The sequence below is a fragment of the Anaerobium acetethylicum genome, assembly GCF_900096945.1.
GTDB lineage: Bacteria > Bacillota > Clostridia > Lachnospirales > Lachnospiraceae > Anaerobium > Anaerobium acetethylicum.
In genome coordinates, this window is sequence record NZ_FMKA01000006.1 from 16,470 (window position 1) to 30,225 (window position 13,756).

The following is a 13,756-nucleotide window of genomic DNA, read 5'->3' on the forward strand; positions in this document are numbered from 1 at the left end:
ACTAGAATTAATTTAGTCAATTCGATTTCGAAAGATGAAATAAATTGAAAAAGATACTGATAATTTACTGCTATTCGTAAGACCTGATTCTGTACAGCATGAGTTCAGCATTCTCCAACATGTCTGCATCATATGTTCAGCTTGATACTTGTTTTTTCTTTTCACTATCATTTATCTCAAATTAGTGGACGGGTTAAAATGGAAGTTGATAGGTGGAATCCGGTCTGGAGTATTATCAGGATGATATACGATCAGACGCTTAGCACTTTTCAACCACCTGTCCATGATTAGGGGAGGGGCTTGAAAAGTGCTTTTTTTTATGTCACAGGCTTAAGCATTTGATAAGCATCAGGAAACATCAAAGAAGGGAGATCTGGAATATGAAAATGATCAGGAAGACAATCAGCATGATTTTAACGGGAGTGCTTCTGCTACTCAGCATTTCGATAAATCTGGCCTATGCAGCGGATGAAACTGTAGGTGCGGAAAGCGGGACCGTGGCAAAACTGCTGTTTACCTTTGACGACGGGGACATAGGAAACATCAACGTTGTGGCACCGATTCTGCAGGCGAAGGGATTCAGCGCTACCGCATATGTGGGGCAGAATATACCGCTTCAGCCATGGTCATCGGGAAAGATGACTGACGAAGAGCTGGGAAGATTATATACCGAGTATGGATGGGATCTTGGAAACCATACCCTGAACCACACCACCATTGGCTATAATACGGATGCTGCCAGCCTTGCTACGCTGAAGCAGGAGTATCTGGACAATCAGAACTGGCTGATTCAAAAGGGATGGACCAGGGGTGCAAAACATGCGTCTTATCCTTTTGGCGCATATAGCAATGCCCTGATGGATGTTTTGCAGAGCATCGGGGTTAAGACTGCAAGGATTACCTATGGCGGTCTGCAGACTCTTCCCCTTATAAAACCCTATGAGCTCAGGTGCGTTGATATAGATCCGAAAAAATCGGACGTGAAAAAAGAGATTGACGATGCTGTAAGCAGCAGATCAACGATCGTTCTGATGCTTCACGGAGTCGGCGATACGGAGAATGAATATACTGTTTTGACTTCATACTTCCAGTCAATCGTAGACTATGCATACCAGTACACCCAGCAGAGTAAACTGGAAGTGACGACTATCAGCAAATGGTATGATTCACTTCCTGTAGGGGTAACCCTGAATAAGACGTCCCTGACGCTTACTACGGGCGATACAGAGACCCTGACAGCGACGGTAGTACCGGAATACATATCCAACAAGGCTGTCACCTGGTCGACCAGCAATTCAGCAGTTGCAGTTGTGGATTCATCTGGCAAGGTGACTGCAGCAGGCGTTGGCAGCGCAGTCATAACCGCCACCAGCGTGGAGGGCGGAAAAACGGCAGCCTGCAGCGTTACGGTAAATGCACCACCAGTGGCCGTACAGTCGGTAACCCTGGATAAAGAATCTCTGAAGATGACTCCGGGGAGAACGTCAGTTCTGACTGCTGCTGTACTTCCGTTAGATGCAGCGGATAAGACAGTTGCATGGACAAGCAGCAATGCTTCAGTGGCGACTGTGGACAGCACGGGACTGGTGACAGCAGTAGCTTCAGGAACCTCAGTCATAAAGGTGGCGACTAAGGATGGAAATAAGACTGCAACCTGCAGCATTACCGTCGAGGATATTGCGGGTGCGCCGACATCGGTAAGTCTGGACAGGACTGCCCTGACACTTATGGTCGGTGGAACGGCAGCCATAAAGGCAGCTGTATATCCTGTGGAATCGGCAAACCAGGCAGTCACCTGGACGACGAGCAGTTCTACAGTAGCCACTGTGGACAGCTCCGGAAATGTAACGGCGGAAGGAGCTGGAACGGCAGTCATAACGGCAACGACTGCTGACGGAACAAAAAATGCAGCCTGCAATATAAGCGTTATCCTGAACAAACCAGCAGCAAAATTGATTTTCACCTTCGATGACGGGGACAAATCCGCCCTTTCAGTTGCGGCACCTATCCTGTATGCGAAAGGCCTGAAAGGAACGGCTTATGTCGGAAGAGATATAGATAAGCAGGACTGGGGTACAGGAACCATGAGTGCATCTGAAATGGGACAGCTCTATTCCTATTACGGATGGGATCTTGGAAACCATACAATCAATCACTACAGCGGAGGATATGATACTGATGAAGCGAGCCTTGCTACACTGAGAGCTGCATACCTGGATAACCAGAACTGGCTCATTTCCCAGGGATGGACACGTGGCGCATACCATGCTGCCTATCCGTTTGGGGCATATTCCGAACAGCTGATTGATATTTTGAAGGAAATCGGCGTTAAAACCTGCAGAACGACCTGGGGCGATGCACAGAGCCTTCCGGTTGAGTCGCTTTACAAACTGAAGAGCTTCAATATTATGACAGAAGAAAAATTGATCAAGGATGAGATTGATGGCACCGTTGATAACAATTATACCTTGATTCTGATGATCCACGGGGTAGGTGCTACTGCTAATGAATATACAGTCAAGACCTCGATTTTCCAGTCAGTTGTAGACTATGCATCACAATACGTGCAGCAGGGGAAACTTGATGTCATGAGCATCAGTGAATGGTACAACTCCCTGGGCCAGGTCAGCGTTGAATCGGTAGCGCTGAACAAGACTTCAACAACCCTGACATCAGAAGGAGGAACAGAACGTCTGACAGCAACGATTTCACCATCTTATGCGACGATACAGGATATAACCTGGACATCCAGCAATGAAGCAGTTGCAACAGTAAACCAGGCTGGTCTGGTAACAGCAGTTGGAAATGGAACAGCAACTATAACAGCTGTAACGGATGACGGAGGAAAGACGGCAGCCTGTACGGTTACAGTAAAGATAGTGGTAACAGGCGTAACCCTTAATAAGACGGAAGCTGCAATTTCAGCAATAGGCGGACAGGAAACGCTGATTGCGACTGTGGCACCTGCAAAGGCAGCAAATAAATCTGTAACATGGAGTTCGAGCAATGCGGCAGCAGCAACCGTAAGTGCAGCCGGAGTAGTGACGGCAGTTGGAAATGGAACGGCCACAATTACGGCGACAACAGTCGACGGCGGAAAGACCGCATCCTGTGCGATAACTGTGGAAGTGCCGGTGGAATCCCTTGCCCTTAGTTCGACCAGTGAGACTATTATGGGACTGGGAAATACCCTTCAGCTCACGGCCTCCATCACTCCGAATAATGCAGCCATAAAGGTTGTAACCTGGACATCGAGCGATGAAACCATTGCAACGGTAGACAGTACAGGAAAAGTAACTGCAGTCGGAGCAGGTTTTGTAAAGATTACGGCAAGTGCCGGAGGCAAGACGGTTGTCTGCAACGTTGCAGTTATAGAAACTGCTGCAGACAAGGTCGAAAAATTCGTTGTAAGGCTGTATGACAAGGTGCTTGGAAGAACAGCCGGTGATGAAGAAATCAGCTATTACACAGCAGACCTGTTAGCAAAGAAGAAGACGGGAGCTGAGGTAGGAGCAGGATTTGTGTTCAGCCTTGAATTTACCAATCGTGAACTGAGCAATACAGCGTATGTAGAGGTGCTGTACGAGACATTCATGAACCGCGCATCTGATCCGGATGGAATGGCGTACTGGATAACCATGCTCGACAACGGAGTGTCGAGAGCATTTGTATTCAAAGGCTTTGTAGAATCCGTTGAATATACGGGAATCTGCGATACCTATGGAATTGAAAGAGGATCTTATGTATTGACAGAGGCGAGGGATCAGAACCCGCAGCTTACCATGTTTGTATACCGTCTGTATGACAGGGCATTAGGAAGGATTCCGGAAACACAGGGGTTGAACTATTATGCAGAAGAGATTCTTGCAAAGAGGATAACACCGGTGCAGGCGTCCCAGAACTTCTTCTTCTCGGATGAATTCAGGAACAGAAACCTTTCTGATGAGGATTATATAAAGACATTATACAGGACATTCATGGGAAGGGAATTTGACCAGGACGGTCTGTTATATCATCTTGCAAGGATGGAAGCGGGCGTAAGCCGTGAGGAAATTCTTTTAGGCTTTGCCGGATCGCCGGAATTTTCCAATATCATAAAGAGCTTCGGGCTTTAAGTGAGGGAAAATAAAGTGAAAAAGAGAAGCCATGTATAACCGCAAGCTCTGTACATTACCTGTAAATAACGATGAAGGGCGCAGCCCTTCATCGTTACAAAAATAAAAGCGGTGCCGCCCGGAAACGAAATCGGGACGGCACCGCTTTTTTAAGTTGATCAGGCTTTTATTCCTGCAGACCGTACAGCTTCCGGCATAGAAATTTTCCGTAGGACGTCTTGAAGACTTTGTTATAAGCTGTCAAAGCAGCACCTTTTGACAAACCATCTTCATAGATGTTGACAAGGAAGTCGGCTTCGATGAGGATCTGGTGGTCAATGCCCGCGATGTAGTCGTAGGTATGGTGGTGACCGACCAGATAGCAGACCCTTTCAATGAACCGGCTGTCATATTCAAGGGGTTCAAGCATCTTTCTGGCAATCGGCGGTCCTTCCTGTTCCTGAAGCTTTCCATCGCAGCTTCCATATTTCTGCTCGGCGGTCTTGATTCCGATATCATGCAGTATGGAAGCGGCTTCCAGTATCTCCAGCGTGGCAGGATCAATGCTCTCCATCTCTCCAATCAACTTTGCAAAACTGTGTACCTTTATAAAATGCTGGATGCGTTTTGGATCATCTGCGAAATAACAGATCGTTTCTTCGGTCAGCAATAATAAATTTTTCATATGTACCCCTCCCTCGCAAGGTGTTTTTATGCTGATTTCGCATAAAAACCTGAGACATTCGTGCGCCAAATTGCTGGTTTTGCAATTTATGTGCCTCATATGTGACTATGAAGGACGTAGTCCTGAATAGTTACCTTTATAATTAATTATACCATCGGCGGACTCGAAATACCATATAATAAGAAATGAAGATACAGGTATGAAAGTTAATTTGGTGCGTAAAACTGCATAAACAGGCGGGTTGACTGCAGCCAGGAGGAAGGGAACGGAAATCTCACGCAAATATAGACATGAAGTATGAAAAGTGGTATTATAATGCGGATAGTGTCAGGGGTAATATGACAGATGGCGGGGGCCTGAAAATAGTATAAATAAAAGTTGGGTTTTAGAGGGTTCACAGGAGAGGGCAAATAAAATTATTTGCAAGGAGAAAAAATCATGTGTGGAATAGTTGGTTATATTGGAGGAAGCCAGGCAGCACCTATATTGCTGGACGGACTGGCGAAATTGGAATACAGAGGATATGACTCGGCAGGCGTTGCCGTATCATCTTTAGATGAGAATGGAAATAATACGATTGAGGTAGTGAAGGCAAAAGGACGCCTGCAGATACTCAGGGAAATGACCGACAACGGAAGCTCCGTTCCGGGATTCTGCGGTATCGGGCATACAAGATGGGCAACCCACGGTGAGCCGTCAGCTATAAACTCCCATCCTCATTTTGAAAAGGATAAAAGAGTTGTGCTTGTGCACAACGGAATTATAGAGAATTATCTGGAACTGAAGGACAGGCTTATCAAAAAAGGCTACGAGTTCGTATCACAGACGGATACGGAAGTCCTTGTCCATCTGCTTGATAATTATTATAAAGGAGATCCGATTGAAGCGATTACCAAAGTCATGGTCCGCGTACAGGGGTCTTATGCACTTGGAATCCTGTTTCAGGACAGACCGGGTGAAATCTATGCAGTCCGTAAGGACAGCCCGCTTATCGTAGGTACTTCGAAAGAAGGAAACCTGATAGCATCGGATGTGCCTGCAATCCTGAAATACACCCGCGAAGTATACTATATCCAGAACATGGAAATAGTACAAATGAGCGATAAGGAAATCAAATTCTACAACATAGACAGGGAAGAGATCCAGAAAGAGCTCACTAAGGTAGAATGGGATACGGAGGCTGCTGAAAAAGGCGGATACGAGCATTTCATGCTTAAGGAGATCTACGAGCAGCCGAAGGCTGTCAGGGATACGATCAGTCCAAGGATCAAGGACGGCAAAGTTGTCATTGAAGAGCTTAATATGTCAGATGAGGAAATAAAGGCAATCAGCCGTATTCAGATCGTGGCCTGCGGTTCGGCATATCATGTGGGAATCAGCGCAAAATATGTCCTTGAAGAAGTGGCCAAGATTCCGGTGGATGTGGATTTTGCAAGCGAGTTCCGTTACAGGAATCCGATTCTTGATAACAATGCCCTTGTAATCATAATCAGCCAGTCGGGAGAGACGGCAGATTCCCTTGCTGCACTAAGGGAAGCGCAGGCAAGAGGACTTAAGGTTTTAGGAATCGTCAATGTTGTGGGAAGCTCCATTGCAAGGGAAGCAGATAATGTCATGTATACCTGGGCAGGCCCTGAAATATCAGTTGCCACAACCAAGGCATACAGCACCCAGCTGTCGGCAGTCTATCTGATTTCCATTTTATTTGGACAGATCAGGGGAACGGTTACGAAGGAAGCTTATAAGAACATGGTCAAAGAAATCCAGAAGCTTCCTGAAAAAATCCAGAAAATTCTTGAGGAAAAGGAACGGATCCAGTGGTTTGCGAACAAGTTTGCATCAAGCCATGATATCTTCTTCATAGGAAGAGGACTCGACTATGCAACCTGTCTTGAAGGATCCTTAAAACTGAAGGAAATTTCCTACATACATTCAGAAGCTTATGCTGCAGGCGAGCTGAAACACGGAACGATTTCTCTTATTGAGAAGGATATCCTGGTTGTCGGTGTTGCCACGCAGGAACAGCTTTACGGAAAACTGGTAAGCAATATCGTTGAAGTGAAGAGCCGCGGCGCTTATGTAATGGGTCTTACGACATATGGTAACTATGCCATGGAAGATACTGCGGACTTTACCGTATACGTTCCGAAGACCATGAGCTGCTTCATGACCTCTCTTGCAGTCATACCACTGCAGCTTCTCGCATACTACGTATCGGTTGCCAAAGGTCTTGATGTTGATAAACCACGAAATCTTGCAAAATCCGTTACAGTAGAATAGGTCACGGTGTCAGGCTTCCGTATTCTGTAAGTCGGGACGAGGCTACCGCTTGTTGTGAATGATATAGGGCTGAAATTCCAAAAAAGGAATTTCAGCCCTTATTTTTGTGTGAATTTGCTCTGATTATATAAATAATCAAATTTTTTGTCTAAAGAATCTTTGTATGAAGATTGATATAATATAGATACAAAGGACAGCTCCGGTATGGGGAACGCCGGAAATGGTCAGCAGAATACTAGCAAAAATAAGGAGCGGGTTTATGAAAATGAGAAAAAGAATATCATCAGTTGCCATGTTTGCAGGTGTGTTCATGACAGGCGTTTTCGGAACTGCGATGCAGGATGCAGAGGCAGCAGGGCTGGTGCTTGACACGGCAGTGAAAGGAAGCAAAGTTCCGATAGGTCCTATCGTAGTTTTACTGTATGCAGGAATAGGCGGCATCTGCGTAGCGGCAGGAAACAGCAGGGATCAGAAGGATAAGGCCGGAAGAAAAAAGAGAGCGCTGCAGGAGCTGGAGAAAGCCGGAGCGGAGAAGCCGGATATGACTGGGGCGGAAACGGGAGAGGCTTATAAAAACGAAGCCGTCACCGGCGAAGCTGAGACAAATGCAGCGGGGAAGAAAAACGCAGCTATAAAAAGGGAAGAAAAAGCGAAGAAAAAAGCTGATAAACAGACTGAAAAGCAAGCAGCAGCAGCTAGAAAGGCTGAAGGCAAAAAGGCTGGAAGAAAAGAAAAGGGAAATCAGGGAGTAAGTACGGAAACAGATTGTAATGAAGTATAGGAAAAAGAGAATGGACTGCCACAAAACCAGGGAAATCGGTTTTGTGGCAGCTTTTTGTCTTAAAGGCGTATATCCAGTGACAGAAGTTTGTTGGCTGAAATTGTGTAAAAATGACAGATTGTGAGCGCTGGAAACAGGAACACAGTGTGAAAATGCATAAAAATATATTACAAATAAGGGAATAAAAAACAGATTGTACAAAAATACTAACCAATAGTACAAAGAATTTCATTCGGCCCTGGATTATAATTTATCTGACAGAATAAAGACAGATACGATCATGTGATTGACAGAACATGGATGCTGTCAAGGCAGAGGTGTCAAAAGGGAGGAACAAAGAAATGAAAAAGTCTTGCACAAGAAGAGTCACGGCTTTGGTTTTAGCGGCGGCGATGATTGCGACATCAGGGTTTGGAGCTGGGGCTTTCCAGGCTGCGTCAATTGTTAAAGCGGCCGGGACAGTAAGGGAAACGGGTGCTGATTCATCTGCCGAAGAAACAGCAGCTGTTAAGGCTGACAGCGGAACGGACTCTGAAACAGGAAATGACCTGCGTCTGTGGTATGATGAACCCACATCAAAAGGCACGACCATATTAAGTGCCGGTGCATCTACAACGGCTGCAAATAACATCTGGCAGCAGCTGACGCTGCCAATCGGTAACGGCTTTATCGGAGCGAATATATACGGAGAAATTGCCAGTGAGCACCTGACGTTCAATGAGAAGACATTATGGACCGGAGGACCAAGTGAATCCAGACCTGCCTACAACGGAGGAAACATTGAAGCGAAAGGGAATAATGGACAGACAGTGAAAGAGATTCAGGCACTGTTTATCGCAGGGCAGGATGCACAGGCAAGCAGCTTATGCAACCAGCTTGTCGGCACATCAAACGGCTACGGCTGCTATACGGGATTTGGAGACATCTACATGGACTTCGGGTTCGATGGCACAAAAGCCACCAATTATACAAGAGACCTCAATCTCAATACTGCAATCGCATCGGTGCAGTTCGATTATGAAGGAGTTACCTATGAAAGGGAATATTTCACAAGCTACCCTGACAATGTAATGGTAATGAAACTGTCAGCCTCAGAAGCAGGCAGCCTGAATTTCGATGTGAGATTTCCTTCAAAAGCAGGTGGGACTCCGGTAGCATCCGGTGACACCATCGTTTTGAAAGGCAGACTTGCAGACAACCAGATGAAGTACAACGGACAGCTGAAAGCGGTTCCGACAGGTGGTACGGTTACTGCCGATGGATCGAAGCTTACAGTGAGCGGTGCGGACTCGGTAGTGCTCTACATCTCTGCGGGAACAGACTATGCGGACCTATATGATACGTACAGGACGGGACAGACAGATGCAGAGCTCAATGCAGAAATAGCAGACCTCATCACAAATGCCGTAACAAAAGGCTATGATCAGGTCAAGGCAGACCATCTTGCGGATTACCAGGAACTGTTTTCAAGAGTGGACCTGGACCTTGGACAGGAAACGCCGACACTGACTACAGATGAACTGCTGAAACAGTATAAAGCAGATAAGACAACGAAAGCGCAGAGCAGTGCCCTGGAAGTCATCCTTTTCCAGTATGGAAGATACCTTACAGTTGCCAGCTCCAGGGAAGGCAATGAACTTCCTTCAAACCTTCAGGGGATGTGGAATGACAGGGGAGCGGGGGAAGCGACGCCGTGGAATTCCGATTACCATATGAACGTGAACCTTCAGATGAACTACTGGCCGGTCTATTCCACGAATCTTGCGGAATGTGCAGAACCGCTGGTCGAGTATGTGGATGCCCTGAGGGAACCGGGACGTGTTACTGCAGCAATCTATGCAGGTGTTGTCAGTGACGAGGAAAATCCAGAAAATGGTTTCATGGCACATACCCAGAACACTCCTTTCGGATGGACCTGTCCGGGATGGGATTTCAGCTGGGGATGGTCTCCGGCAGCAGTGCCGTGGATCCTCCAGAACTGCTGGGAGCATTATGAATACACAGGCGACCTGGCATACATGGAGCAAATGATCTACCCGATGATGAAGGAAGAAGTGAAGCTGTATGAACAGATCCTCATCGAAGACCCGGAAACAGGAAGAATGGTGTCAGCACCTGCATACTCTCCGGAACAGGGACCAAGGACGCTGGGAAATGCCTATGAGCAGGAGCTGATCTGGCAGCTGTATGAAGACACCATTAAGGCGGCAGAGCTTCTTGAAACAGATCCGGCACTGGTTGCAGAATGGAAGCAGACCCAGGCGAAACTTGATCCAATCGAAGTCGGAGACGACGGACAGATCAAAGAATGGTATGACGAAACGACATTATACAGCATGGGAACCGGTGCAAACCACAGGCATATGTCACAGCTTCTGGCACTCTACCCAGGCGATATGATCACAACGGATACAAAAGAATGGATGGATGCGGCTATCGTTTCCCTTACGGAAAGAGGCGACAGTTCAACAGGCTGGGGAATGGGACAGAGAATCTGTTCATGGGCAAGGACCGGAGACGGAAACCACGCATACAAGCTGATCCAGTCCCTTTTCGATTCAGGAATGTATCCGAACCTTTGGGATGCGCATCCGCCTTTCCAGATTGATGGAAATTTCGGCGCAACTGCAGGCATATCAGAAATGCTGGTTCAGAGCAATGCAGGATACATCAATATACTTGCGGCGCTTCCGGATGCATGGGATGCAGGAAGCGTTGACGGGCTTGTTGCAAGAGGAGATTTCGAAATCGGGATCGAATGGAGCGACAAAAAGGCTGACGAGATCACCATCCTGTCAAATGATGGAGGAGAATGTGTCGTAGATTACGATGATATCAGCCATGCAAAAATAGTGACAGGCGACGGAACAATTGTGGAAGACATCACAGCAGTCAGCCCGGACAGGGTTTCCTTCGAGAGCGTGGCAGGCGAAACCTACACCATCGTTCCTATGGATGTGGCAGCAGAAGTCAAGGCTGCGCCGGCAGGACTGGCTGCGTCAAGGACAGATGCGGATTCAGTGGAATTGAGCTGGGAAGCAGTGGCAGGAGAAGGCACTGTAACCTATAACGTATTCAGAAAAATCGGTACGGGAGAGTTCGTAGAAATCAAATCGGGAATTACAGGAACAACATTCACGGATGCTGACGCCAACGAGGTTCTGGGGGGAATCGAGTACAAGCTTTCAGCAGTAGCGGATGCTGAGGAAACAGCCATGACTGCGGCTGCCGCAGTAGGCGACACGCGTGCCAAGGCAAGCGCAATCACGGTAAGCAGCAAGTCGGGCATCAATAAAATTTCAGCAATGGGCGGATCACTACAGATGAAAGCTGAAATAACACCGGCGAATGCATTTGATAAAAGTGTCACATGGTCGGTGGACAACACATCAAAGGCAACGATCGATGCAAATGGACTGCTGACCGCAGTTGGAACTGAAAATGGTTCGGTAACTGTTAAGGCAACAGCTCGTGACGGCTCCGGAGTAGCAGGTACGGTTGTCGTTCCGATTCGTTTTAGCGAAGCTGAAATATCCACAATCATTCCGAATTCATTAAGTGGAACAGCGATCAATCCTGCAATTACAACATCATCAGGATGGTATATCTGGCAGGAAGCCGGACATCTGAACGGTAAAAAGCTTGAAACGATGACGCTGAATGCAGTATGCAGCTATACGTTTACGGGAACGGGAATCGAAATCTATGGTGAGAAGAATGCGGACTTCACGAAGATGGAAATCACCCTTGACGGTGAAGTACAGGAAACCGTAAGCGTAAAGAATTCATCAGATGTGTTCCAGCAGCTTCTGGCTTCCTACAGGAACATGGAGAACGAGGAGCATACAATAAGCATAAAGGCAGTAGCCGATACGGCAGGCGGAACCAGCACAAAAGTTGCAATCGACTATTTCAAGGTGATTTCAGCTGATGCCACAGCAGCCACAAATACTGAAACATCGGAAGTAATCGAAGATTCACCTGTCGGAACAACAATCAATCCTTTGTTTGGCCTGACAGGTACCTGGTACATATGGTCGGAAAGCGGGCAGTCAGACGGCTCGAAGCTGGAAACTACGACATTGAACTCGACCTGTACCTATAGTTTTACGGGAACGGGAATCGAACTGTACGGGCAGAAGAATCCGAATTTCACAAAGATGGAGATCACCCTTGACGGGGTGGCGCAGACACCTGTAACCGTATATTCGGCAACGGATACAAAACAGGCCCTTCTGGCTTCCTACAGGAACCTGGAAAATAAGTCACACACCATCGTAATCAAGGCGGTTCCTATGAACACTGGCGGAACAAGCACGAAGATATCAATCGACTTCATAAAGATTTTTGACACGGTGATTGCAGAAACAGACAAGGCGGAACTTTTCACTTTGGTAAGCACAGCATCTGACGAGCTGAAACAGGATAAATTCACAGCATCCTCATGGGCGGCATACAGCTCTGTTTTTGAAGAGGCGGTGTCTGTGATCAATGATGCTGATACAACGGCAGACGAAGTAGCGGCAGCGTTGACTGCATTCGAAGCGGCAAAAACGGCGCTTGTGCCAGACCCATCTGCCGCTCAAGCACCTGCAGCGCCTCTGGATCTGAAGACAACAGGCACGGAGCAGGAAAGCTTTACGCTTGCATGGACAGGAAGCGTGGGTGCGGCAAAATATAAGATTTACAGAAACGGAGAACTCCTTGCGGAAACAGAAGATACCTGCCTTAGGGTTGGGAATCTGAAAGCAGACACAGCCTATGACATCAGTGTGTCCGCAGTCAGCGAAGCAGGGGAATCAGCAGCGGCACATATTGCAGCAAAGACGATCCCGGCGCCGGATACGACAGCACCGGAAAAACCGGCTGGACTGAAGGCATCAAAGGTTACAACCACATCAGCCGTCATTTCATGGAATGCCAGCGCATCGGCAGATACTGCAGGATATTTCCTCTATGTAAACGGTGCAAGGCAGGCTGTAAAGGGCACATCAGTCACCCTTACCGGCCTGGAGCCTGAGATGATCCAGTTTATCCAGGTCGTAGCGGCGGACAGCAGAGGAAATGCATCCTCACCGTCAGTGTTAGGCTTCACAACGGTACAGACCGTGACGGATCCGGTAGAAGCTTTCGTAATAAGGCTTTATGAAAAAGTACTGGGAAGAACGGCAGCAGCGGAGGAAATCAGCTACTATACGACATCCCTGAACGCAAAGGAAAAGACAGGAGCGGATGTAGGACGCGGATTCGTATTCAGCCCTGAATTCACAGGAAGAAGTCTGAGCAACGGGGAGTATGTCGAGATGCTGTATGAGACGTTCATGGGACGTGCTTCTGACGAAGAAGGAAAAGCATATTGGACAAATTTCCTGGATAACGGAGTCTCAAGGCTTTATGTATTCAGGGGATTCGTTGAATCAGCGGAATACACAGAAATCTGCGAGTCATACGGAATAAGCAGGGGAAGTGTGGCGCTGGAGGCTCCGATGGATCAGAATCCGAACCTTACAATGTATGTGTTCCGCCTGTATGACAAAGCCCTTGGCAGAGCGGCGGAAACTGAAGGGCTCAACTTCTATGCGGGAGAAATCGGTTCCGGCAGAATGGCTCCGCTTCAGGCGGCCCAGAACTTCATTTTTTCATCCGAGTTCAGGGACAGGAAGCTTTCGGACAGCGAATACATAAAAGTGCTGTATCGTACCTTCATGGGCAGGGAATTCGACCAGGGCGGTCTGGATTACCACCTGAACAGAATGGACAAAGGGACAGGCAGAGAAGAGATTCTTCCTGGATTTGCAGAAGCACCAGAATTTGAAAAAATCATGGCCGGATTCGGATTGTAGAAACAGGCGAAAAATAAGGGAAATAGATCATGGCCAGGAATGCTGTGGCTTTCCTGGCCGTGATTTATCAAAA

At 47.3% G+C, this 13,756-nt stretch carries 5 protein-coding genes; 4 read left to right on the forward strand and 1 reads right to left on the reverse strand.

The window, feature by feature from the left end:
- Positions 1-380: 380 nt before the first annotated feature.
- Positions 381-4,115: an Ig-like domain-containing protein gene (locus tag BJR36_RS07210; RefSeq protein WP_091232188.1), complete on the forward strand. Its 3,735-nt coding sequence runs from the start codon at positions 381-383 to the stop codon at positions 4,113-4,115.
- Between the two features lie 166 nt (positions 4,116-4,281).
- Here BJR36_RS07210 and BJR36_RS07215 read toward each other — a convergent pair whose 3' ends face one another.
- Positions 4,282-4,779 carry an HD domain-containing protein gene (locus BJR36_RS07215; protein WP_091232191.1) on the reverse strand — a complete coding sequence of 166 codons (498 nt, stop codon included), beginning with the start codon at positions 4,777-4,779 and terminating at the stop codon, positions 4,282-4,284.
- A gap of 438 nt (positions 4,780-5,217) precedes the next feature.
- Between BJR36_RS07215 and glmS the strand changes: the two genes are divergently transcribed.
- The 3 genes from glmS to BJR36_RS07230 all read left to right on the forward strand — a co-directional run bounded on the left by glmS (position 5,218) and on the right by BJR36_RS07230 (position 13,683).
- Positions 5,218-7,059, forward strand: coding sequence for a glutamine--fructose-6-phosphate transaminase (isomerizing) (glmS, locus tag BJR36_RS07220; protein ID WP_091232194.1), 1,842 nt, complete (start codon positions 5,218-5,220; stop codon positions 7,057-7,059).
- Between the two features lie 259 nt (positions 7,060-7,318).
- Positions 7,319-7,840, forward strand: a complete 522-nt coding sequence (locus tag BJR36_RS20235) for a hypothetical protein (RefSeq protein ID WP_091232198.1) — start codon at positions 7,319-7,321, stop codon at positions 7,838-7,840.
- A gap of 341 nt (positions 7,841-8,181) precedes the next feature.
- Complete coding sequence (locus tag BJR36_RS07230) at positions 8,182-13,683, forward strand: glycosyl hydrolase family 95 catalytic domain-containing protein (RefSeq protein WP_169823617.1); 5,502 nt, start codon at positions 8,182-8,184, stop codon at positions 13,681-13,683.
- Positions 13,684-13,756 lie beyond the last annotated feature (73 nt).